Below are 22792 nucleotides of genomic sequence, written 5' to 3' on the forward strand. Positions count from 1 at the left end.
TTTATCCTCCTATACCGTATGTTCAAGGGAGGCGCCCGCGCCCTTTGGCCCTGTCGCTTTGGAATGGGTCATTAAATATCGAGCATATTCGAGCGGGCGGTTGACCGACCGAAAAGCGCACTCTGGCTGACGAGTCTGAAAAAAGGAGGCCCGGCCAGGGCGGGAATTAACCTCCAACAGCCAGATATTCCCGCTCCGGTCAATACCATAATCAATTCCCAACTCGCCAAGGCGGCCATAGCGTTCCTCCAACGCCCCGGCAATGGTCAAGGACAGCTCTATCATCTGTCCGATGATGAGACGTGTGCTGTCCACACCAAATTGTTCACGAAGGTAAGGCTCTGCCGGATGGGCTTCGCCCCCACCGTGCAGATTGGAAGTCAGAGTTCCTTTTCTGCCTTCCCTCACGGCAAAGCCCGTCAGGCGCCAACAGCCGTTGCCGTCCTTTTGCATGAGCGCGCGAACATCAAAGGGATGATTGCTTTGGCTTGTTAATTTCAAATAAGGCTGCACGATATAGGCGCGTTTGTGTGCAATACCGTCAATCCATGACAATCCTGCATCCAATTCAGTAAACAAGCGACGGAACGGGCGGTTTTGGGAGTTCCTGCCTTGTACGTACAGTCCCTGACCTCCTTCCGCCAGCCGGAGATACAGCGTGCCCTTGCCATGTGTTCCGGACTGTGGTTTCATAAATAGCTCCGAATGGCGTTGCAGCCACTCCACAAGCTGGGTCGTATCCCGGTATGGGGCCGTAGGCGGTACAAAGGGCCGTACTTTATCTACCGTATGCAGAGCGCGATACACCTGCCATTTGCCAGGCAAGTTACGCGACCAGTAGATGAGCTTGCGTGACTTTTGCTCCGCTATGTCTCCCAGTGTGCGCTTGACATTCTGGCTCTCATGGATATGGAGACAGCGGTTATAAACAATATCCGGCAAGGGAAAGCGGCCAAATGTCCATACTCCAGCACGATAAACATAACCCCGTATGGAATGATCTTCAGGTGAAACTCCTTCGGCGGTAAACGCCATTACGCTAATACCAGAGCGCTTGCCCAACAAGCTTAGCCTGCGGCAGAAATCGGCTTCGGTAATAGGGGGAGTAGCGTCCTGCTTTCGGCTAACAAGCACGCCCAGCATGCCTGGCATAACAAGAGACACCGACAACAGCTCCTTTGGCAGCCGGACTCTGGAAGAGATGGATTCATTTGAATCCGGCTGAATAACAGCAGTATTCAATCATTTTTTTTACGGACGGGCGGGTTTTCTGATCGTTTAACGGCGTATTGTCATTTTTTGATGGTTTGGAATTGACCTCCAGCAACCAGATACGCCCCGTGCTGTCAATCGCCAAATCAATACCAAATTCCGCGAAATGGGCGGGAATTGCCTTTTCTACTCCGCTTGCGATATCCAGTGCTGCTGTTTTGAGAGAGGTAAGACCATTCGATTTAACAGTTGCGGGCAGCGTGGTTTTGGCCAGTGCTTCCTTGACTGTACTGAGCGTACCGCCTCTTGCCAGATTGGATACAAAGTGGCTGCCTCCGGCGATCCGAGCGACAATGGATGTTACGGTCCAGGTTCCAGACGCATTTTTTTGTACAAGCGCGCGAAAATCGACCGGACGTTTACCGTGATCAATCAAGGTAAGGCCCTGTTGCAGCTGAAAGCGTGTCGATTTCATTTTTCCCGCTAAGCTTTTGTACAGTTTATCGACGTTGGCGTACGTTTGCTTTCGGGGTGTGCCCGCTGTTGTGGATAGCACCGAAAAGGTACCATCGGTTTGCTTGTTAATGCGCATAATGCCTTTACCAAGGCTTCCGCGCACGGGTTTGAGAAAAACAGAGGGATACTGGGTGCACATTTTTTTGAAAACGGCAAAGGTTTGCAGCAAGTGGGACTCGGGTAAATACTTGCGTAGGGAAGAATTCGATTTGAGTGCATCAAACACTTCATTCTTATCCAAAAACTTTTCATTAAAAAAGGCCGTGCCGTACTGCGATTTTACTTCTTTCATGAAATGCTGTACGCTAGTTCTGTTCTCGAGTTTACGGGAGGTAAGCCGGTTATTGACGACATCGCCGGCAGGCATGACCGTCTTTTTCCAGCCTCCGTCATACACCCATCCCTGAACTCGCCCGGGCTGACTTCCGATATGCTCCGGGGTGAAGAAATACACATATGCTCCTTGTCTGCGGCATTCCCCGACTAGTTCACGGCAGAACAGGGTGATCGACCCGAAAGGCTTGTCGGGTTGTTCGGGATAGTCCCGACTAACCAGCACGCTAATAAGTGGGCCCACTCGAAGTGTCCGGCGGCCTCGGCTGTAGGTTACTCGCAGATTACAACTGTCATGACTGGCATGAAGCCCCATTTTTCGGGCCAGTACGCTTCCCACGCGTAGACCGCTGTATCGGGGTACCGATATGACGGTAACCTCTTGGCGGAACGAACCGAAGGCGAGCTGAACGGGGTGGCCTGCGGATATTTTCCATTTGCGAAGCAGGGACTCGCCGACCATGAGTACGTCATCCTGCAAGATGCCCGATCCGATGATTTGAATCGTTGTTTTTTTGATGGACATCGTGGATCTCCTTCCGGGCAGCAACTTGATGTCTTGAAAGTAACGGGAAACGTGAATGGGCTGTAATAGCACTGATTCATCATATGAGGACATATATACCTTGGTGATTGACGGACAATGTGAAATGTTGACACAAAACTTGTAATGGAGGAATGAACAATCATGAATATCTATGACAAAGCCCATGATTTAGCAAAAGCATTGAAAGAAAGCAAAGAGGTAGAGGAAATTACGTCAGCGATGAAGCTGATTGAAACGGATCCAGAAGCCAAGAAAATGCTCGACGATTTCCGTGAACGCCAAATGGAAGTGCAACAGCGGATGATGAGCGGCGATATGCCAGCACAGGAAGAGATGGAAAAGATGGAAAAAATGTTCGAGGTACTCAGCTTGAACCTCAACATCCGTCGTCTGTTCGACGCTGAACGTCGCTTGAGCGTGATTATTGAGGACGTAAATAAGATTATTGCGGACAGTCTTCAACATTTGTACGGTTCGTCTCTGTAAGTTTGTCTCATATTCCTTCCTGTCCTCTCATAGACTAGATACATAGAGTCACAGGGAGAGGAAGGGATACGATTGGGTTCATTTAAGAAATGGAAACACGGTTTGTACACACTGATTGCATTGGCTATGGTATTGGTCGCATTACCACGCATCTCGTTGGCAGGTGGTTTGAACTGGGTCAACGGCTTTGGGATGGTATGGGTACTTTTTGCATTGCTTGTCATCGGAGCGAACCTCCATTTTTTGCTGGGTGTAGATGAGGAAAAGCGTAAAACGCTGGAGCGTGTGCGACGGGCCAAAATGCAGCAGTGGCAGATGAAATGGGATAATAAAGCTGACAAAGGCAATATGCTGTAAGTGTTTCTAGTACGAAGCGGTCTCTTGTAACAAGGGACCGCTTTTTTGTTATTTTCAAAGCAAAGATATCCTAATAACAAGGGTCTAAAACAAAGGGGTTTTGTGGTATAATAGATACAGAATGATACAGATTGAACGTTGGGGGTGTAACAGAGTTGGACGGGCTAGATGAAACAGTTACGAAGCATGAGCAGCTATTGCGTCATATCGAGCAGTTAAAAATAGGCTCCAAAATTTCTGTACGCAGGTTGGCTAAAGAAATGAGTGTTAGCGAAGGCACGGCTTATCGGGCTGTGAAAGAAGCAGAGAATTTGGGAATTGTCATTACCAAGGAACGGATCGGAACAGTACGAGTGGAGAAGCGTCCACGCGGCTTGTCTGAGCAGCTGACCTTTGCGGATGTCGTGAATATTGTAGAGGGACATGTGCTGGGCGGAAGCGAGGGGCTCGAGAAGCCGCTGCACAAGTATGTGATCGGGGCGATGCGTGAGGAAGCCATGGCTCGTTATATTGACGCAGGCAGTTTGCTGATCGTAGGTAACCGAGAGGATGCGCATTCGCTTGCATTAGAGCAAGGAGCAGGTGTGCTGATTACAGGGGGGTTCGGTACGAGTCGGGAGGTTAAGCAGCTTGCAGACCAGATCAGTCTGCCGATTATTTCCTCGCGTCATGATACATTTACCGTGGCTTCTATGATTAATAGAGCGATATTTGACCGTTTGATCAAAAAGAAAATTATGTTGATTGAAGACATTGCGGCCAGCAAACCGAAGACACTGACCTTGAAAATCAACAGCACGCTGACCGAATTTGAAGAGCTATCAGCGACCACGGGATATCATCATTTTGCCATAGTGGATGAATGGAATCGTTTAATTGGTATCGTCAGCCGTAAAGATGTGGAAGGACTTCAACCTGAGCATACGATGGATAAATGTATGATCCGTAACCCAATTACGGTCACTTACCAGACCTCGCTGGCTTCTGCTGCTCAAATGATGGCATGGGAAGGTGTAGATTACTTGCCGGTCGTGGACCGCAACCGTAAGCTGCTCGGGTCCGTTACACGGCGTGAGGTGCTGGAGGCGCTGCGTAACGCCCAAAAGCAGCCACAACTTGGCGAGACGTTCGACCAGCTGATCTGGAACGGTTTTGCTGAGGAGCGTAATGAGGACGGATCATTATTTTTTCGCGGCTTTATCATTCCACAGATGGCTACCAATTTAGGGACGATCTCGGAAGGCGTACTGGTCAACGTGATGACACAAGCGGGCTACCGGGCAGCTAGAGATATGAGCGGCAAGGATTATGTGCTGGATAATTTGACAACTTATTTTATTCGACCAGTACAGATTGAGGATGCTGTCGTTCTTCGTCCTTTACTGCTTGAGATGAGTCGCCGCACCTGCAAGCTAGAAATTGCGATTTCTCGGGAAAATCATTTGGTGTGCAAAGCAGTGATGACGCTTCAATCCATTGAACATGGTTAATCCACCTCTGGATTGGAGCAGAAGATGGAGTTAAATAGATCGACTTAGTGGCTTTGAGGCAGTCTTTCTTTGGCCTCCAGCCAGATTTGCAGCACACCTTCCATTACAAGCATCGTTTTGACCTGGATTGTATACTCCTTGTCACGAACGGTGTATTTTTTTTGGTGCAGCAACATACGTACCAGCTTGCTGTCAGAGTCAATCTCAAACATATCTCTGCCGCGCAGCACCTCCAGATCACGACTGACGCGGCGAAGAAGCTCTTTCAGATTAATAGAGTCAATTTTTTCAGCCGTGGCTTCCTCCGCAATCAGCTTGATTTCTTTGATGACGGTTTGGCGCTTGCTGTATTTACGTAATGTTTTGTTGTCCTCTTCAGCTTGCTGGAGCTGGAATTGAAGGTCCTGGTTGTTCATCCACAGCTGATTGAAGCTCGCATGCCAGATGGCATTGTAGATCAATCCTCCCGTAATCATACCGAGTACAAAAACGGAGGATAATTGCATAAAAGGGCGCAGGCGCTCAAAGGGAGGGACTCTCATAGTCGTTTCACCTCACGGCCGTCCGTTGCCGCATACCCACTTGACCAGCTCTGCACCCATATGAGCGCCTAAAAAGGCGAAAATCAAATACAATATTTGCTTAATGGCAGGTGACAAATTACCATCCAACATATTACTCTCAATGACCCGGATCGGGTCCATCGTTCCTCCCACAGCGGCGGCAAGCGCCCATATTTTAATCCTTCCTGCAACCTCCAGCATCGTCTGGGTAGGCGGCTGAAGCGATACTACAGCTCCCATTCCGCCGAGCATGGCTCCTCCGAGCACGATGCCGAAGGCAATGAAGAAGTCGAGAATCGCTTTGGATATAAAAGTGCTCATGCTCTTTTCCTCCTTGGGTATACGAATCAGGACCGCGCTTGTCCGCCCGGGTCTGTACTTTTATTCTATGGGCGCTACTAACGTGGATATGATAAAATAGTTTGAAGAAAATCAAGCGGTGAAGGGAAGAGAAGCGCATGAGTTCATTTGTGCATTTGCATGTTCACAGCGAGTACAGCCTGCTGGACGGCGCGGCTCGTACCGCGGAATTGGTCAAACAGGCATCAGCTTATGGAATGGAGGCGCTGGCTCTTACAGATCATGGGGTCATGTACGGTGCCATTCCTTTTTATAGAGCATGTGTAGAGAACGGCATTAAGCCGATTATCGGGTGTGAGGCTTATATGACGGCAGGATCGCGCAAGGAGCGTGGCAGCCGGAAGGATCAGCCCATATATCATTTAATTTTGCTCGCCAAAAATAAAACAGGCTATCAAAATTTGATGAAGTTGTGCTCCATTGGCCATTTGGAGGGTTTTCACTATAAGCCGCGCATCGATATGGATGCTTTGGCTGCCCATCATGAAGGCATCATATGCTTGAGCGCTTGCTTGGGCGGTGAAGTGCCGCAGCATTTGCTGCATGGTCGGGAAGCCGAAGCACGACGTGCGGCCGAACGATACCGTAGCATTTTTGGCGAAGATTTTTATCTGGAGCTTCAGGATCATGGTCTGTCGGAGCAAAAACGCGTAAATCCTCAATTGATCGCATTGGCGAAGGAACTGGATATTCCGCTAGTGGCGACGAATGACGTGCATTACTTAACCGAGCCGGATGCTGATGTCCAGGACGTTCTGATTTGTATCGGGACAGGGAAGACAGTTGACGATGAGGAGCGCTTGCGTATACCAACACGTCAGTTGTATCTGAAAAGTCAAGAGGACATGGCTCGTTTATTTCCACATGTAGCAGAAGCCATCGCTAATACGGTGCGTATTGCTGAAAAATGCGAGCTGGAGCTGGAATTCGGCCAATCGATTTTGCCTGAATATCGCCCGCTGCCAGAGGACATGACGTCTTCGTCCTATTTGCGTAGTCTGTGCATGCAAGGGCTAGAGCGTCGCTACGGAGGCGATCCTGTATGGGAGCAGCCGGAGGAGCGGGAAAAACTGGACCAGCGGCTAAACTACGAATTAAATACGATCGACAGTATGGGCTTCAGCGATTATTTCTTGATTGTATGGGATTTTATTGCTTTTGCTCATAAGCATAAGATTGCAACCGGTCCGGGACGGGGTTCCTCCGCCGGTAGTTTGGTCGCCTATGTGCTTAATATCACGAATGTCGATCCGATAAAATACAATCTGCTCTTTGAACGGTTTCTGAACCCTGAACGGATCAGCATGCCAGATATAGATATTGATTTTAGCGATGAACGCCGTGACGAGGTTATCGACTATGTAGTACAGAAGTACGGAAATGAGCATGTTGCGCAAATTATTACCTTTGGGACATTAGCGGCAAGAGCCGCAGTCCGTGACGTCGGCCGTGTATTGAACGTGCCGTATGGCGAGGTGGACAAGGCGGCCAAGTTGATCCCGGCGCAGCTCGGTATTAATATCCGGCATGCGCTGGAGATTACCCCTGAGCTGAAGGCTCTGTATGAAACGAAGCCCAAGACACGTGAACTGCTGGATATGGCGATCAAAGTAGAAGGAATGCCTCGCCATGCTTCGACACATGCGGCGGGTGTTGTCATCTCGCGGACTCCATTGACCGATGCGGTTCCGCTGCAAGAGGGGAGCGAAGGGGTTCCTTTAACGCAGTACTCAATGGAAAATCTGGAGCGCATCGGTTTGTTGAAAATGGATTTTCTTGGACTACGTACGCTCTCCATTATTGAACGGTGCATGCGCTGGGTTGCGGAGCAGCATGGAGAAACACCTGACTTTAGCCGTGTTCCCGACGATGACCCGCATACCTATGACTTGCTGGGCAAAGGAGATACAGGAGGCGTGTTCCAGCTGGAGTCGGCCGGTATACGCCGGGTACTCAAGGATTTGAAACCGAGTGTTTTCGAGGATATCATTTCTGTCCTGGCTTTGTATCGTCCGGGCCCAATGGGTTTTATTCCCAACTTTATACAGGCTAAGCACGGACAGATTGAGGTTTCTTATCCGCATCCTGATCTTGAACCGATCTTAAAGGATACGTACGGTATTATTGTGTATCAGGAACAAATCATGCAGATTGCATCGCGCATGGCTGGCTTTTCCTTGGGAGAGGCCGATCTGCTGCGCCGCGCGGTGTCTAAGAAAAAACGCGAGGTGCTGGATCTGGAGCGTGGTCATTTTGTCGAAGGCAGTATTAAACAGGGGTACACAGAGGAGGAAGCCGGCAGGGTTTACGATATGATCGTCCGTTTTGCTGACTACGGTTTTCCGCGTGCCCATGCAGCTGCTTATGGTGTGCTAGCATTCCAGACGGCTTATCTTAAGGCCCATTATCCAGTACAATTCATGGCTTCCATGCTGACGGCCGTCATGGGAAGTCATCGAAAAGTGGCTGAATATGTCGTCGAATGCCGTCGTATGGATATCGCAGTGTTGCCGCCTGATGTGAATGAGAGTGGGGTACTGTTTACCCCATTACAGCAGGGTGATATCCGCTTTGGACTGGCTGCCATTAAAAATGTCGGCACACAAGCAATGGAAAGCATTCTTGCTGTTCGTAAGGAACGCCCTTTCGACAGCTTGCTCGATTTTTGTCGACGCGTTGATTTGAGGGTGTGTAATAAGAGAGTGATTGAATCGCTCATTCAGGCAGGGGCATTTGATTCATTGACAGGCCATCGGGCACAGTTGCTTGCCATGCTGGATGAAACGGTGGATGCAGCTGCCAAATGGCGCAAGGAACGTGACGATTTGCAAATTGATATGTTTGGCTTTGTGGAAATGCCTAATTGGGATATTGAATACCCCAATGTACCTCCATTTAGTACCAGCCAGCAATTAGAGCTGGAACGCGAACTGCTGGGACTGTATTTGTCTGGGCATCCGCTAGATGATTTTGAATCGCTGCTGGAAAGCAGCCAAGCGGATCGTCTGATGGAGCTGAGCGACGTGCCAGATGAAACAGTTATTGTAACCGCAGGCATGGTGGTGTCACTCAAGACGATTACGACCAAGCAGGGAAAGGCCATGGCCTTCATTGAGCTGGAGGATCAGATTGAGCGCTGTGAGGTTGTGCTGTTTCCTGAGGTATGGAAGCGAAGCCAGCAGTGGATTGAAAAGGGTGCCTTGCTTGCACTACGTGCCAAGATGCAGCAGCAGGACGAGCACTTCAAGCTCCTTGCAGATGAGGCAGCCCCGCTGGCGGAAGACGCGTTGGCAAGGCTTCTTCAGCGCCGGCGTACCGGCGCACGTTCGTCAGCAGCAGCTGGAACATCCGTGTCAGCTGCTGGCAGTCCGGGCGGGAGAGCGCCGCGTATGTCGCCCTCGCCTTCAACAGCCGCTCCATCAGCTTCGCCGCAGCAGAAGGCGGCTCGTCCCGTAGCGGCCCCCTCACAACGCGGAGGCGAAGCGGCTCACGGTGAGCAGGTGCCTTCCCCGCGCGGCTCGGAAGCGTCCGCCCGTCAGCGGGTGTTTGTCAAAATCACCCGCCAGGCCGAGGAGGACGCCAGCTTGCTGGTCAGCCTCAAGGCATTGCTACAGGAGCATCCCGGTGCTGTGCCTACCGTACTTTTTTACGAGAGCAACCAGCGTCTGCTGGCGTTGAGTGATGCTTACAGCATTAAGCCTTCTCCTCAGCTTTTTGATCGAATGGAGTCGATGCTGGGTGAAGGCACCGTGAAAGTCAAATGACAGACACACAGCAACTCGCCCTTATTGTAACGGTTTAATGAACATTTTCCTTCCCTTTCGCATACACTTGGAAAACTGGCGGAACAGGAGATTCAACACGTGTCCTGCACCATTAGGTCCCGCACGGTGGAAGAATAGAACTGCATGGTGAAAGCGGGAGGGAAATTATGTCCTATGAATATGCAGAAACCTTGTTAAATCGCAGAGGCATTCGGATCGAGTCCATTGCGGACATTGTTTTTCAGCTTCAGCTAAAATATTATCCTCATTTGACTATGGAAGAATGTGTAGAAAGTGTCAAAGCGGTTTTGCAAAAGCGAGAGGTACAATATACACTGCTGACAGGCATTGCACTCGATGAGCTGGCCGAAAAAAAACTTCTTCCCCAGCCACTTCAAGCCATTATGGAGGCAGACGAACCGCTGTATGGAGTGGACGAGACAATGGCTCTTGGCATTACGAGCGTGTACGGCATGATTGGCTTGACCAGTTTTGGCTATCTGGATAAAGAAAAGATTGGAATTATCGATAAGCTGAACCAAAAAGGCAGTGGTATTCATGTGTTTTTAGACGATCTTGTCGCCGGATTGGCTGCCGCCGCTTCTTCGCGTATTGCCCATCGGAGCCTTCATGCCAAGCATTATCCTGCATCATTGGATGTTTAATTGGCCTGAATAAACAGAATTAATGATTATCTAGGCCCTCCGACGGAACTTGAATGATCAGGAGGGCTTTTGTTGCGGGAAAAAAGTAAGGTATGTTATCATGAGTCTATTATATGGGCTCAAAACTTGAGGCTTAGGGGGTAGAAACAAGGCATGTGGACGGTGATATATATTGCACCGACGGCCAGACTGGCTGACATGATTAAGCTCAAACTGTCTGAAGAAGGTTTTATGGTGCAGACCCGGGCCATCAGTGCATCCAAGCAACAGTTTGAGATACTTGTGCCTTCGGGTGAAGTCGAAGAAATACAGGAAGTGCTTAATTCGATTTTGCGCCCTTGAGTCCGGAACGGCGGAAGTGATACAGCAGCATGAATGGAACAAAGGATGCACGATCGGCGGTAATGTTGTATTAACAGGCGTTGACGTGTGTATGAACATAATGCTTAGAGGTGCCGCATCGACGGCAGAGGACCTTGTATCGGTTACGGCTGACAAATAAACGGCTGGAGAGGTGTAGTTGTGTTTAAAGATTTATTCCAAAAGAAGCGTAAATACGCGACCATCCCTTCGGAACGGGCGCTGAGCGGCGATCAAGCGGACATGCCGGATCGTCCCAAACGGGAAATTCCCGAAGGTCTTATGACCAAATGTGGCAAGTGTGGAAGTATTCAATACAGCAAAGAGTTGGAGAAAAATTTGAAAGTGTGTCCGGTGTGCGGATACCATATGCGTTTGAATGCAATGGATCGCATTCGCATGGTGCTCGACGAAGACACGTTTACGGAATATGATGCCGATATGATTTCGGTTGATCCGCTGGACTTTCCGGGATATGCAAGTAAGTTGGAGCAACAGACCCTGAAATCTGGCCTGCGCGAGGCTGTCGTTACGGGCGACGGCCTTATTCATGGGCATCCTGTTGTCGTAGCGGTGATGAGCTTTGACTTTTTTACAGGCAGTATGGGCTCGGTCGTAGGAGAGAAAATTACGCGTGCCATTGAGCAGGCGATTGACAAGCGCTTGCCGCTTATCATCTTCTCCACATCCGGTGGGGCGCGTATGCAGGAAAGTATTCTGAGTCTGATGCAGATGGCCAAAACAAGCGCTGCTCTCGCTCGTCTGGACGAGCAGGGATTGCTCTATATTTCTGTGATCACTGATCCGACTACAGGTGGAGTCTCCGCCAGCTTTGCTATGCTTGGAGATATTATTATTGCAGAGCCAGGTGCTGTATTTGGTTTTGCAGGTCGTATTGTAATTGAGCAAACGATCAGACAGAAGCTGCCGGATGATTTCCAAACTTCCGAATTTAATTTGCAGCACGGACAATTGGATATGGTTGTACATCGCAAGGAACTGCGTGATACCCTTGGGCAATTGCTTGATCTGCACAGTGTGAAAGGGGAGGAATAAATGGCTGGCGAATTGCCTTATGAAAAGCCCCTGGTCGAGATGCGACAGAAGATCGAAGAACTTAAGCAATTCGGACAGGACAAGCAAATTGATTTTACAGATGAAATTAACCGTCTGGAAGAACGTTATCTCCAGATGGAAGAAGAAATATACACGAACATTACAGCATCGCAAAAGATGCATCTGGCTCGTCATCATCAAAGACCAACGTCCCTTGATTTGATCGAGCAGGTGTTTACAGATTTTATTGAATTGCATGGCGACCGCTTGTTCGGAGACGATCTGGCGGTTGTGGGCGGGATTGCCAAGCTAAATGGTATTCCGGTGACCGTCATTGGTCAGCAACGTGGTAAGGATACGAAAGATAACATTGCACGCTTTTTTGGTAGTGCCCATCCGGAAGGATTCCGTAAAGGCTTGCGGCTGATGCAGCAGGCTGAAAAATTTAAGCGTCCTATTATTACATTTATTGATACGAAGGGCGCTTATCCGGGTAATACAGCAGAGGAGAGAGGTCAATCGGAAGCGATTGCCCGCAATTTGCGGGAGATGGCAAAGCTTTCGGTGCCTGTTATTTGTGTGGTCATCGGCGAGGGTGGAAGCGGCGGTGCGCTTGCGTTTGCAGTGGGTAACCGTGTGCTGATGCTGGAACACGCCATTTATTCGGCCATTTCTCCGAACGGCGCAGCCTCGATTCTATGGAAAGATGCTTCTAAGGCAGATCAGGCAGCTGAAGCGATGAAGATCACCGCTAATGACCTCCTGCGCATGGAGATTATCGAGGATATCGTGCCAGAGCCGAAAGGGGGCGCACATCGTAACTATGAAGTGACTGCTGCCGCAATCAAGGAGTTATTAGAACGTCATTTGGCAGACCTTACGAATATGAGCTGCGATGAATTGAGAGAAGACAGGTATCAAAAATTCCGGAAAATAGGACAATATACTTTCTTAAAACCTTCGGAATCTGAACCTATGTTGTAATACGCTGGAAACGGGTAACAATAAATATGACGAACTTCCTATACAAATAGGAAAAAGTGTAGTAGATTTAATTGTTGGAAAAAGATATAAAGAGTAGCACCTTTGAAAACGGAGGAAAAACCCAAATGCGCAAAACTAAGATTGTATGTACCATCGGTCCTTCCAGTGAATCATTGGAAAATGTGAAGAAACTGATTATGGCTGGTATGAACGTAGCCCGCCTGAATTTCTCTCACGGTGATTTCGAGGAGCATGGCAACCGGATTAAAAACATCCGTCAAGCTTGTAAGGAGCTTAACAAAAATGTTGCTATTTTGCTCGATACGAAGGGGCCGGAAATCCGGACAGGAAAGCTCGAAGTTGAACCTATTGAGCTTGTTCAGGACGAGTTCATTACGCTGACAACGGAAGAAATTCTCGGTACGCAAGATCGTATCTCCATTACGTACAAGGATCTTCCCTCGGACGTGGAGCCCGGCTCCACCATTCTGATCGACGATGGTCTGATCGGACTCACCGTTATTGAAGTATCAGGCACTGAAATCAAATGCCGCATTGTCAATGGCGGAACGATCAAAAGCAAGAAGGGCGTTAACGTTCCAGGCGTTGCTATCTCATTGCCTGGTATTACGGAGAAAGATGCGAATGATATCATTTTTGGTATTGAGCAGGACATTGATTTCATCGCGGCTTCTTTTGTTCGTAAAGCAAGTGATGTACAGGAAATTCGTGAATTGCTGGCTAAGCACAACGCAAGCCACATTCAAATCATCTCCAAAATAGAAAATCAGCAAGGTGTTGACAACCTGGATGAAATTTTGGAAGCTTCGGATGGTCTGATGGTTGCCCGTGGTGACCTCGGTGTGGAAATTCCTGCTGAAGAAGTGCCTCTGGCGCAAAAATTGATGATTAACAAATGTAATGTAGCTGGCAAGCCTGTTATTACAGCAACACAAATGCTGGATTCCATGCAACGTAACCCGCGTCCGACTCGTGCGGAAGCAAGTGACGTAGCCAATGCTATTTTTGACGGAACAGATGCAATTATGCTGTCCGGCGAAACAGCTGCGGGTAAATATCCGGTAGAATCTGTATTGACCATGTCACGTATTGCCGAAAAAGCTGAGTCTTCTCTGAACTACCGCGATTTGTTCAAAAAACAAAGAACGGCTCAAGAAATTAGTATTACAGAAGCAATCAGCCAATCCGTTTCTATTTCTGCACTTGACCTGCATGCCAAAGCAATCCTGACGTCCACGCAAAGCGGAACAACGGCGCGTATGATCTCTAAATACCGTCCTGAAGCTCCGATTGTCGCTGTGACAACACAGGAAAGAACAGTTCGCCGTTTGGCTCTGATCTGGGGCGTACATGCAGTACAAGGCAGACCCATCGTTGACACAACAGACAGTCTGTTTGACAATGCGCTGGAAGGTGGCCGCAAATCTGGCCTCGTTAAAGAGGGCGATTTGGTTGTGATTACAGCGGGCGTACCTCTTGGTGATTCCGGTTCCACGAACCTGATCAAAATTAGCTGCGTACCAGCACAAGCGTAATTGTAGTCCCCGCAAACTAATACAGGGATAGCATTTACTCGTTACAATAAGTAAAAGAGCATTCAGGTCCATAAGACCTGAATGCTCTTTTTTTGTTAACTAGTTCTTATTCCTTCTCGTCGTATAAAATCAAGGAATGCCTGTTGCATCATGTTCCTATGTGTATCTTGTTGATACACGATCTTTATTTGATAATAGCTCTTTTTTTTGTCAGCTTCGGGAAAAGGAAGCCATTCCACCGAGGGGACAGTATGATCCTCGCTACGAACTCCGCAGGCAGGAAAGAAGGCAAGCGCGTCACCGCCACTTACCACTTGCTTTACTGCTTCCCAAGAGTTGATTTCCAGATGGGATTTAATTAGCGAAGAATAGGAATCTACAACGGATGCCCCGCTATATTTTACCCATATGTGCTTATCCAGCGTATCGAGCCCATTGATGTCCAGTGACTTGGATGTCTCAGCCGATGCAGAGCGGATAATCCCCACCTGATCTGAAGCCACTGGTTCTGCCACCGTATTCTCCAGAAGAGATTCTCCATCGTCGAGAAAAGCAAAATCAATATCTCCCTCTTTCAGTAGCTGCTTGATTACATCCGGAGATTGAATCTCTAACTGAATACGCCATTCTGGATATTGTTGTGCAAATTCAGCCATGATAGTTGGGAGAAGATACATGCCTGAAATCGACTCTGCGCCCAGATGTAAGAGGCTCTGAGATTCTTCTGTCTGTTCATCTACAGCTTGTCGGGCCTCTTGCTCAAGAGAGAGAATCTGCTTTGCGTAAGGCAACATTTTTTTACCAGCCTCGGTTAGCATAATTCTGCCTTGTTGGAGAGAGAACAGAGTCGCACCCATTTCCTTTTCCAGACTTTTCATATGAAAGCTGACGGTGGGCTGTTTGATTTGTAAAGTTTCGGCCACCTCCGTCGCTTTATGGTATTTATCGATCAGCACTAAGATGCGCAATTTTAAAATATTCATAGAATCGAACAACTCTCCTTACTTGATATTTATGCGTGAATTTAAACTATAGATTAATTATATACCGAAAAATAATTTATCTATCAATATTTTATATTTGTTTTACAAAACCTAGTCGTTCGTCTAACATTCCGGGCCTACAATGTAAAAGTGTTGATGGTCATAAATAAAAAACCGTCACTTAACTAAGGGGAGGACAATAAAAAATGTTGAAAAAATGGCCGTTCATTCTGATGACTCTCACCATGGTATTTGCACTTGCAGCTTGCGGATCCGGTAACAATGCTGCACCACAAGGAGACGCTGCTGCAGGAACAGACAATAAAGCAGCTGCTGAACTGACAGGTAACATTCTGGCTGTTGGCTCCACTGCACTTCAACCATTGGTAGAGCAAGCGGGACAAAAATTTATGGCTGTCGATAAATATAAAGGCATTGCGGTTCAAGTGCAGGGTGGCGGTAGCGGTACTGGCTTGACTCAAGTTTCCGGTGGACAAGCGGATATCGGTAACTCTGACGTATTTGCAAAGGAAAAACTGGAGAGCGGCGCAGAAGAGCTGGTCGATCACCAAGTAGCTGTTGTAGCTATGTCAGCGGTAGCGAATCCTAAAGTAGGCGTAACAGACCTGAAGAAAGATCAACTGGTACAAATCTTCACAGGTAAAATTACGAACTGGAAAGAGGTTGGCGGTGCAGATCAAAAAATCGTGATCGTGAACCGTCCAAGTAGCTCCGGTACTCGTGCAACCTTTGAAAAATACGCGCTGGGACAAAAAACAGAAGATCTGCCAGGCTCCATTCAGGAAGATTCCTCTGGTACTGTGAAAAAGCTGATTGCTGAAACACCTGGTGCGATTGGTTACCTGGCTCTGTCCTACATCGACAACACAGTTACTGCTTTGAAGTACGACGGTGTGGAAGCTAACGTTGAAAATGTAGAACAAGGTAAATATCCAGTGTGGGCATATGAGCATATGTACACTAAAGGTGAGCCAAAAGAACATGTAAAAGCATTCCTGGACTATATTCTGTCTGATGAAATCCAAAAAGCAGACGTTGTAGACCTGGGATACATCCCGGTATCAGGTATGCAAGTGAAACGTGATGCTGACGGTAATATCACGAAATAAGGAGAGCGATCTCCTGTTCGGATGAACGCAGCTAACACGAGTATATTCACGAAGAAGAGGCGGACTAACGTCCGGCCTCTATTCTTCGCTTAAAGGAGTTACAGTATGGAACCAATTGAAGGGAAGGCATACATGGAACAGAATAAACGATCCCGAGTTATGAAAGAAAGACATTACTGGGAAGAATGGACCGGCCGCATCTATACGTCGGTTTGTGTCGTTTTTTTAGTTGCAGTCATTGTCTCCATCGTATATTTTGTTGCCTCAAAAGGTGTAGCTACATTTGCGGTGAATGGAGTCAGTCTGCGAGAATTTTTCTTTGGAACCAAATGGAGCCCGGATGGCGAGCCCAAGTCCTTCGGCGCGCTTCCGTTCATTACGGGTTCTTTTGCCGTAACCATACTAGCGGCCTTAATTGCCAGTCCGCTTAGCTTGTGCGCAGCTTTGTTTATGACGGAAATCGTGCCGAAATCGGGTAAACGTATCCTTCAGCCTGCCATTGAATTGTTATCCGGCATTCCGTCGGTTGTCTATGGCTTTGTCGGCTTGACCGTAATCGTCCCATTGCTGCGAAACGTGTTCGGGGGACAAGGCATCGGTATTCTCGCAGGTTGCCTTGTGTTGTCGGTTATGATTTTACCGACGATTACGAGTATTATGGCGGATGCGTTGTCTTCCCTGCCGGGGGGACTGCGAGAATCCTCTTATGCATTGGGGGCTACCCGCTGGCAGACAATTGCCCGTGTTATTATCCCGACGCTGCTGCCTGCTCTTTTAACAGGAATTATTCTCGGGATGGCTCGTGCCTTCGGAGAAGCGTTGGCTGTACAGATGGTCATCGGGAATGCTCCGCACATACCGCATTCCTTGCTGGAATCCGCTTCGACCTTGACCAGCGTCATTACTCTTAGCATGGGCAACACAGCGATGGGCTCCGTTCATAACAATGCACTCTGGAGTATGGCGCTTGTTCTTCTGCTCATGACATTTATTTTCGTGCTGCTGGTAAGGCTGCTTGAAAGGAGAAACCGGGTTTGATGAAAGCTAAAACGACCGACAAGATCGCTACATTTGTAATCTGTTTCTTCGCCTTGTTCATTGTTGCACTTTTGGTGGGATTGCTGGGCTTCATTTTGGCCCGTGGAGTCAGTCATATTTCTTTTGACTTTCTAACCAGTGCTCCGCAAACGTTACGTGCAGGTGGCGGCATTGGTCCGCAACTGTTTAATTCTGTATTTTTGCTAATCTTAACTTTGATTATCACCATTCCAATTGGCTGGGGCGCTGGCATTTATATGGCGCAATATGCAAAGCCGGGAAAAATTACGGACTTCATACGACTTGTCGTCGAAGTATTGTCCTCGTTCCCGTCGATCGTCATTGGATTGTTTGGACTATTACTCATCGTCAATACATTTAATTTTGGCTTTTCCCTCTTGTCAGGGGCGCTGGCTCTAGCCGTATTCAATCTGCCGCTGATGGTTCGCACAACTGAGCAGGCTTTCCGTGCTGTACCGAAGGAGCAAAAGGAAGCCGGACTTGCGCTCGGATTGTCCAAGTGGAAAATCATTACCTCCATTTTGTTGCCAGCAGCGCTGCCAAGCTTGATTACGGGTACCATCTTGGCTGCAGGCCGTATTTTTGGGGAAGCCGCCGCATTGCTGTTTACAGCAGGGATGAGTACACCGCCGCTTGATTTTACCGATTGGAATCCATTGCATGCCAGATCGCCCATTAATCCGATGCGACCTGCCGAAACATTGGCTGTTCATATTTGGAAGGTCAACAGTGAAGGCATTGCTCCTGACTCCAAAGATATCGCCGCAGGCGCTTCTGCGGTATTGGTGCTGCTCGTTCTGGTCTTCAACTTGAGTGCAAGATGGTTCGGAAGAGTCGTTTACCGTCGGTTGACAGCTGCCAAACGAATGGATTAGAAAGGGGATGGAGAACAATGGAACATGTGATTACACGAACGGCAAAAACCGCCACACCAGCAACATCCGTTCAGTCTACGCGTTCAGAACAACTTGCGGGGCAAGCGCCACATCCGTTCAGTACTGAGGATTTGAGTATTTATTACGGAAGCTTTGAGGCCGTGAAAAAAGTAAACTTAGCTTTTCCAGAGCAGACCGTGACCGCCCTGATTGGACCTTCCGGCTGTGGTAAATCGACTTTTTTGCGTTCCCTTAACCGAATGAATGATGAGATTGCGTCTTCATCGACAACGGGACATATTTGGATGGACGGACAGGATTTAACGGCACCTGAGACGGACGTGATCAAGCTGCGTCAGCAAATAGGCATGGTGTGGCAACGGCCTAACCCTTTTTACAAATCGATTTATAATAACATTGCGTTCGGTCCTAAATACCGGGGAGTGCGCAAAAAGAAGCAGCTCGATGAAATCGTCGAGAGCAGCCTGCGTAAGGCGGCATTATGGGATGAGGTCAAGGATCGTCTTCACGATTCGGCTCTTGCTCTGTCTGGCGGGCAACAGCAGCGGCTTTGTATTGCACGTGCACTTTCCGTTCAACCGAAAATCCTGTTGCTTGACGAGCCAGCTTCCGCGCTGGACCCTGTGTCTACAGGCAAGGTGGAAGAGCTTATTACCGAATTAAAAAAAGAACTGCGCATCGTTATTGTGACGCACAATATGCAGCAGGCTGCACGAATTTCCGATTATACTGCCTATTTTTATGTTGGAAGTTTGGTGGAACATGGGAAAACAAACGATATATTCACCAATCCTGAAAACGAGTTGACTCAAGAGTATATCATGGGTCGCTTTGGATAAGCCGTCCAGATTGACGACTTGTTATAGATATAAAACATGAGAAACATCTTACTAATCTAGTATTGGTAAGATGTTTTTTTATTAGTTTAGTAAACTCTTACATTTGTATATAATAAAATATATTGATTATTTGGTTATATTTTCATATAATACATGTGTTTAATAGTTCTTGAAATACCACAATCCAATTAAAGGAGAGGTTTGCAATGAAGTTTAACGTTAAAAAATCTGTCAAATGGATTGCTTTTTCTGGAATGGCTATTACCCTAACAACTGGACTTGTTAGCCCTTCATGGGCAGCAGCTGAGCAGAATGTGACTGATGCAGGTGCGAGTGTTACCCAAGCCGTATACAATGATGCAAACGTTTACAAAAATACTATTGTTCCACTGGCTAGTGTGAATGTGAGTAGTTTGCTGGATAAGTATCGTGATTTTAGTAAATTTTCTACAGGAAATACATCCAAGGACACTACGCTTGCTTTGAATATTGTATCGTGGCAATTGCCGCATGGTGGATTCTTCAAAGCGATGGAAAAGAATTATAAATCCAAATGGGATGGCAAAGCAGCACGTTCTACATGGAAGAGCAAGGATGGTGTTGAACTCGGAACGTTTGATAACGAGGCCACGACAACCGAGATCCGCTTTTTAGCGGATGTATACAAAAAAACTAAAAACAAAGACATTAAAAACAGTGTACAAAAAGCAGTTGATTTCGTACTAACCTCTCAATATTCCTCTGGCGCTTGGCCGCAGGTATACCCTAAACGTGGTAATTATTCTGATGCCGCAACCTACAACGATGATGCTATGGTTAGAGTGATGGTACTAGCAGATGACATTGTAAACAAAAGGCAGCCGTTTGATAGCGATATTCTTGACAATACATATCGCTCCAGACTTCAGCAGGCTCTGAATAAAGGCGTACAGTATACACTAAAAGCTCAAATTGTAAACAATGGCACACCAACAATTTGGGGAGCACAGCATGATCCGGTTACTTATGAATCTGTGCCTGCGCGAGCATTCGAGCTTGCTTCCAAAACAACGACGGAATCGGTAGGCATTACCGCATTCTTAATGTCTCAACCGCAGACGACTGAGGTGAAAAAAGCAGCTCAGAGTGCCTTGAAATGGTTTGACACGAATAGGATCGACGGTATGAAATACAATCGTCAAGGTCCGGAGTTTTTCCAAAAGGATGCATCAAGCGTGATGTGGTATCGTTTCTACAACGTGGAGGACAATAAGTATTTCTTCTCAGACCGAGATGGCAAAAAGTATACGGACATCATGAAAATTAGTGAAGAAAGACGACTTGGTTACGCCTGGGCGGGAAGTCAGGCGAAGAGTTTATTGAAACTGGCTTCGGAAAGTGGATATTATAAACTGTCCAAGCCGTTGCCACAATAATAAAGCCATCATTGTAAATGCTTTGAGAGGGAGAGCCGTATGGTTCGGCCCTCTTTTTGTTCCCAGGCGGTAAATATGGTTTAATGGAGAGAGGGCAAAATAGAGATAAAGATGCACAAAGATAGGAGAGCTTGTATGACTCAAGAGGAGAAACAAACGCAACTACGATGGTATGGCGCACCTCTACGTGTCCGTTATCAGGAAAGCGACCAGATGGGGGTCGTGTATCATGCGAATTATTTAAACTGGTTTGAGATCGGGCGTACGGAAATGATTCGGCAGGCAGGCTTTAACTACCGGAGCATGGAAGATCGAGGAGTTTTGCTGCCAGTTATTGAAATCAATGCGAAATATGCGAGCCCTGCTCGATATGATGATTTAGTTACTATCTATACCGCTATTACGGACTTCTCCAGACTACGTCTGAACTATACTTATGAGGTTCGACGGGTAACGGATGAGGAGCACCAAAACAATGTGGGAAAGGTATGGACAGAGGCTGACACGCTGCCGGGAGAACTGCTGGTCACAGGATCGACACGACATGTGTGGTTGAATACCGACTGGAAGCCCGTTCGGCTCGATCAGGCACTGCCTGAGTTGTACACTGCGTTAAGGTCTGCTTTTACAGGCGGGGAGGGACAGAAGTCATGATGATGCGTAAACGTCTGTGGCTGTTGCTGCTGCTCATTCCTTTGGCGGAGCTGTACGGGTTTATATGGGTAAGTCACTGGATTGGAGCGGGGAAAACTATTCTGCTCATTATTCTGACGACCCTGATTGGCGCTGCCATGATGCAATTTGAAGGTCGAAAGGTGATTGCCGATGCCAAAAATGAAATGAACCGGGGCCAAATGCCTGGCCGTAAAATGCTGGATGGATTATGTGTGTTTTTCGGCGGGAGCTTGCTGCTTATCCCTGGATTTATAACGGATATTATTGGTTTTACGTTGGTGTTTCCTTTAACACGAGTATTGTACCGACGTTTTTTATTAAAGTGGCTGGAGAAAAAAATGAAAAACGGCAGTATTACGTTTCGGCGGTTTTGACTGAGCTGCCGTTGTCCCCTCTCTATAACCTAGCGGACTCTTCCAGCAAGAATGTAGTTGCGCAAGTCCTGAATGACATTTGCACGATTCAGTGCATCAAGAACGATGAGTGATACAGGTCCGATAATGAGTCCTAAAACGCCAAACAGCTTGAGCCCGATGAACATACCGATGAGGGTGGGAAGCGGGTTCAATCCCACGCTGCTGGCCAGCACCTTAGGCTCCACGATCTGCCGTCCAATCAACAGGATGGCATAGAGGATCGACAATCCAACCCCTAGTGCCAAATTCCCTGACATATACGCATACAGTGTCCACGGAATCATCACAATGCCAACCCCTAAATAAGGTAACAAATCCACCAGCCCGATCATCAAACCGATGGTAAAGGCCGATTCCACACGCAAGATGAACAGCCCAATGATAACCGTTAATGCGGTAATGGAAATGATAATAAACTGTGCACGCAAATAGCCGTACAATGCTTTACGCAGATCGTGCCAAATATCTGACAATGGTTTGCGGATCGTATCAGGAACCGTATTCGAAAGTATTCGACTATGTCGATCCCAATCCTTACTAATAAAAAAGGCCGCTAATACAATAACCATTAGCACAGCTCCCATATTAGGCAGAGAGGTTAGCAAATTTAAAACCCCATTAAAAAATTGACCGACTAGCGTAGTAACAGCAGAACTGACGGTTTGAGTCGTTTTATCAATATTGCTGTTAATGGTGTGTTGGTAATCGGGATTATCCCGAATAAAATGGTTGATTTCAATAATTATATTTTGGATTAAATCGCTTTGCGTCCAATCAATAAACAGGCTTTTAAAACGCTCGATATGCCCGTCAAAAGTCATGGCCAGCTTAATCATTTCTCGAACCATTCGGGTGATTGCAGCAGACAGGATGATTGCGATTCCGCCTAAATATACAAATAAGGAGACCGTGACAGCCGCCCAACGTGGCATACGAGCCTTGTTACGCAAAAAAACGACCAATGGGTTCATAGCATAGGCCACAAGCCAGGCGAATAGGAAAGGATAAACGAGAGGGAACAGCATATATATGCCCAGCAACAGAGCTACAATCACGATTACGACCCATAGAGCACGAAATATGCGATTCAAGATTAACCGACTCAAGCTCTCACGACTCCTTTCTTTTCG

The 22792-nt window shown here is 47.6% G+C and carries 22 protein-coding genes; 16 read left to right on the top strand and 6 right to left on the bottom strand.

The window, feature by feature from the left end; all coding sequences use genetic code 11:
* Positions 1-9: 9 nt before the first annotated feature.
* Complete coding sequence (locus ACUC6J_RS08065) at positions 10-1164, bottom strand: YheC/YheD family endospore coat-associated protein (RefSeq protein WP_016819610.1); 1155 nt, start codon at positions 1162-1164, stop codon at positions 10-12.
* A gap of 43 nt (positions 1165-1207) precedes the next feature.
* The gene (locus ACUC6J_RS08070; RefSeq protein WP_016819611.1) at positions 1208-2587 is read right to left on the bottom strand and encodes a YheC/YheD family endospore coat-associated protein; all 1380 of its coding nucleotides are present in this window, start codon (positions 2585-2587) and stop codon (positions 1208-1210) included.
* Between the two features lie 162 nt (positions 2588-2749).
* On the opposite strand from ACUC6J_RS08070, the gene ACUC6J_RS08075 reads away from it, so the two are divergent.
* The 3 genes from ACUC6J_RS08075 (at position 2750) to ACUC6J_RS08085 (ending at position 4941) form a co-directional block, all read left to right on the top strand.
* Entirely contained in the window at positions 2750-3094 is a 345-nt protein-coding gene (locus tag ACUC6J_RS08075) for a YlbF family regulator (RefSeq protein ID WP_016819612.1), read from the top strand.
* Positions 3095-3166: 72 nt separating this feature from the next.
* The gene (locus tag ACUC6J_RS08080; RefSeq protein WP_039276954.1) at positions 3167-3451 is read left to right on the top strand and encodes a hypothetical protein; all 285 of its coding nucleotides are present in this window, start codon (positions 3167-3169) and stop codon (positions 3449-3451) included.
* A 155-nt stretch (positions 3452-3606) separates the two neighbouring features.
* On the top strand, positions 3607-4941 hold the full coding sequence (locus ACUC6J_RS08085; protein ID WP_013370334.1) for a DRTGG domain-containing protein: 1335 nt from the start codon (positions 3607-3609) through the stop codon (positions 4939-4941).
* Positions 4942-4985: 44 nt separating this feature from the next.
* Here the strand turns inward: ACUC6J_RS08085 and ACUC6J_RS08090 are convergent, their stop codons facing one another.
* Both ACUC6J_RS08090 and ACUC6J_RS08095 read right to left on the bottom strand, forming a co-directional pair.
* Complete coding sequence (locus ACUC6J_RS08090) at positions 4986-5483, bottom strand: hypothetical protein (RefSeq protein WP_016819615.1); 498 nt, start codon at positions 5481-5483, stop codon at positions 4986-4988.
* Positions 5484-5495: 12 nt separating this feature from the next.
* Positions 5496-5825 (bottom strand): YtrH family sporulation protein, encoded by a 330-nt coding sequence (locus tag ACUC6J_RS08095; protein ID WP_013309582.1) that lies wholly within the window; start codon positions 5823-5825, stop codon positions 5496-5498.
* 137 nt (positions 5826-5962) lie between these two features.
* Here ACUC6J_RS08095 and ACUC6J_RS08100 point away from each other — a divergent pair, with 137 nt between their 5' ends.
* From ACUC6J_RS08100 to pyk, 6 genes are all read left to right on the top strand, one after another.
* Entirely contained in the window at positions 5963-9628 is a 3666-nt protein-coding gene (locus tag ACUC6J_RS08100; protein ID WP_290409065.1) for a DNA polymerase III subunit alpha, read from the top strand.
* A 167-nt stretch (positions 9629-9795) separates the two neighbouring features.
* The gene (locus ACUC6J_RS08105; RefSeq protein ID WP_025364511.1) at positions 9796-10293 is read left to right on the top strand and encodes a phosphatidylglycerophosphatase A family protein; all 498 of its coding nucleotides are present in this window, start codon (positions 9796-9798) and stop codon (positions 10291-10293) included.
* A 153-nt stretch (positions 10294-10446) separates the two neighbouring features.
* Complete coding sequence (locus ACUC6J_RS08110; RefSeq protein ID WP_007429680.1) at positions 10447-10635, top strand: hypothetical protein; 189 nt, start codon at positions 10447-10449, stop codon at positions 10633-10635.
* A gap of 180 nt (positions 10636-10815) precedes the next feature.
* On the top strand, positions 10816-11709 hold the full coding sequence (accD, locus tag ACUC6J_RS08115; RefSeq protein WP_016819618.1) for an acetyl-CoA carboxylase, carboxyltransferase subunit beta: 894 nt from the start codon (positions 10816-10818) through the stop codon (positions 11707-11709).
* Positions 11710-12693 carry an acetyl-CoA carboxylase carboxyltransferase subunit alpha gene (locus tag ACUC6J_RS08120; protein ID WP_016819619.1) on the top strand — a complete coding sequence of 328 codons (984 nt, stop codon included), beginning with the start codon at positions 11710-11712 and terminating at the stop codon, positions 12691-12693.
* A gap of 125 nt (positions 12694-12818) precedes the next feature.
* On the top strand, positions 12819-14249 hold the full coding sequence (pyk, locus tag ACUC6J_RS08125) for a pyruvate kinase (RefSeq protein WP_016819620.1): 1431 nt from the start codon (positions 12819-12821) through the stop codon (positions 14247-14249).
* A 95-nt stretch (positions 14250-14344) separates the two neighbouring features.
* Here the strand turns inward: pyk and ACUC6J_RS08130 are convergent, their stop codons facing one another.
* Positions 14345-15232: a LysR family transcriptional regulator gene (locus tag ACUC6J_RS08130; protein ID WP_039276957.1), complete on the bottom strand. Its 888-nt coding sequence runs from the start codon at positions 15230-15232 to the stop codon at positions 14345-14347.
* Between the two features lie 206 nt (positions 15233-15438).
* Here ACUC6J_RS08130 and ACUC6J_RS08135 point away from each other — a divergent pair, with 206 nt between their 5' ends.
* The 7 genes from ACUC6J_RS08135 to ACUC6J_RS08165 all read left to right on the top strand — a co-directional run bounded on the left by ACUC6J_RS08135 (position 15439) and on the right by ACUC6J_RS08165 (position 21620).
* Positions 15439-16362: a phosphate ABC transporter substrate-binding protein gene (locus ACUC6J_RS08135; protein ID WP_016819622.1), complete on the top strand. Its 924-nt coding sequence runs from the start codon at positions 15439-15441 to the stop codon at positions 16360-16362.
* A gap of 105 nt (positions 16363-16467) precedes the next feature.
* The gene (gene pstC / locus ACUC6J_RS08140) at positions 16468-17400 is read left to right on the top strand and encodes a phosphate ABC transporter permease subunit PstC (RefSeq protein WP_013370343.1); all 933 of its coding nucleotides are present in this window, start codon (positions 16468-16470) and stop codon (positions 17398-17400) included.
* The gene (gene pstA / locus ACUC6J_RS08145) at positions 17400-18296 is read left to right on the top strand and encodes a phosphate ABC transporter permease PstA (RefSeq protein ID WP_016819623.1); all 897 of its coding nucleotides are present in this window, start codon (positions 17400-17402) and stop codon (positions 18294-18296) included. The genes pstC and pstA overlap by 1 nt, the downstream gene beginning before the upstream one ends.
* Positions 18297-18313: 17 nt before the next feature.
* On the top strand, positions 18314-19156 hold the full coding sequence (gene pstB, locus ACUC6J_RS08150) for a phosphate ABC transporter ATP-binding protein PstB (protein WP_016819624.1): 843 nt from the start codon (positions 18314-18316) through the stop codon (positions 19154-19156).
* A gap of 206 nt (positions 19157-19362) precedes the next feature.
* Positions 19363-20571, top strand: coding sequence for a pectate lyase (gene pelA, locus ACUC6J_RS08155; protein WP_025364513.1), 1209 nt, complete (start codon positions 19363-19365; stop codon positions 20569-20571).
* Between the two features lie 135 nt (positions 20572-20706).
* A complete protein-coding gene (locus ACUC6J_RS08160) occupies positions 20707-21225 on the top strand; it encodes an acyl-CoA thioesterase (RefSeq protein ID WP_017425912.1) in 519 nt (172 codons plus the stop codon).
* The gene (locus ACUC6J_RS08165) at positions 21222-21620 is read left to right on the top strand and encodes an FxsA family protein (protein WP_013370347.1); all 399 of its coding nucleotides are present in this window, start codon (positions 21222-21224) and stop codon (positions 21618-21620) included. Before ACUC6J_RS08160 ends, ACUC6J_RS08165 begins: the two co-directional genes overlap by 4 nt.
* A gap of 29 nt (positions 21621-21649) precedes the next feature.
* Here the strand turns inward: ACUC6J_RS08165 and ytvI are convergent, their stop codons facing one another.
* Entirely contained in the window at positions 21650-22768 is a 1119-nt protein-coding gene (ytvI, locus tag ACUC6J_RS08170) for a sporulation integral membrane protein YtvI (RefSeq protein WP_016819627.1), read from the bottom strand.
* Positions 22769-22792: the final 24 nt, after the last annotated feature.

This window comes from Paenibacillus sp. JJ1683, assembly GCF_053006485.1.

Excerpts from the sequence above, each read along its gene's own strand:
- ACUC6J_RS08070 (WP_016819611.1), bottom strand. The coding sequence starts at position 2,587 with ATGTCCATCAAAAAAACAACGATTCAAATCATCGGATCGGGCATCTTG.
- ACUC6J_RS08075 (WP_016819612.1), top strand. The coding sequence starts at position 2,750 with ATGAATATCTATGACAAAGCCCATGATTTAGCAAAAGCATTGAAAGAA.
- ACUC6J_RS08090 (WP_016819615.1), bottom strand. The coding sequence starts at position 5,483 with ATGAGAGTCCCTCCCTTTGAGCGCCTGCGCCCTTTTATGCAATTATCC.
- ACUC6J_RS08095 (WP_013309582.1), bottom strand. The coding sequence starts at position 5,825 with ATGAGCACTTTTATATCCAAAGCGATTCTCGACTTCTTCATTGCCTTC.
- ACUC6J_RS08100 (WP_290409065.1), top strand. The coding sequence starts at position 5,963 with ATGAGTTCATTTGTGCATTTGCATGTTCACAGCGAGTACAGCCTGCTG.
- ACUC6J_RS08105 (WP_025364511.1), top strand. The coding sequence starts at position 9,796 with ATGTCCTATGAATATGCAGAAACCTTGTTAAATCGCAGAGGCATTCGG.
- ACUC6J_RS08110 (WP_007429680.1), top strand. The coding sequence starts at position 10,447 with ATGTGGACGGTGATATATATTGCACCGACGGCCAGACTGGCTGACATG.
- ACUC6J_RS08120 (WP_016819619.1), top strand. The coding sequence starts at position 11,710 with ATGGCTGGCGAATTGCCTTATGAAAAGCCCCTGGTCGAGATGCGACAG.
- pyk (WP_016819620.1), top strand. The coding sequence starts at position 12,819 with ATGCGCAAAACTAAGATTGTATGTACCATCGGTCCTTCCAGTGAATCA.
- ACUC6J_RS08130 (WP_039276957.1), bottom strand. The coding sequence starts at position 15,232 with ATGAATATTTTAAAATTGCGCATCTTAGTGCTGATCGATAAATACCAT.
- ACUC6J_RS08135 (WP_016819622.1), top strand. The coding sequence starts at position 15,439 with ATGTTGAAAAAATGGCCGTTCATTCTGATGACTCTCACCATGGTATTT.
- pstC (WP_013370343.1), top strand. The coding sequence starts at position 16,468 with ATGGAACCAATTGAAGGGAAGGCATACATGGAACAGAATAAACGATCC.
- pstA (WP_016819623.1), top strand. The coding sequence starts at position 17,400 with ATGAAAGCTAAAACGACCGACAAGATCGCTACATTTGTAATCTGTTTC.
- pstB (WP_016819624.1), top strand. The coding sequence starts at position 18,314 with ATGGAACATGTGATTACACGAACGGCAAAAACCGCCACACCAGCAACA.
- pelA (WP_025364513.1), top strand. The coding sequence starts at position 19,363 with ATGAAGTTTAACGTTAAAAAATCTGTCAAATGGATTGCTTTTTCTGGA.
- ACUC6J_RS08160 (WP_017425912.1), top strand. The coding sequence starts at position 20,707 with ATGACTCAAGAGGAGAAACAAACGCAACTACGATGGTATGGCGCACCT.
- ACUC6J_RS08165 (WP_013370347.1), top strand. The coding sequence starts at position 21,222 with ATGATGATGCGTAAACGTCTGTGGCTGTTGCTGCTGCTCATTCCTTTG.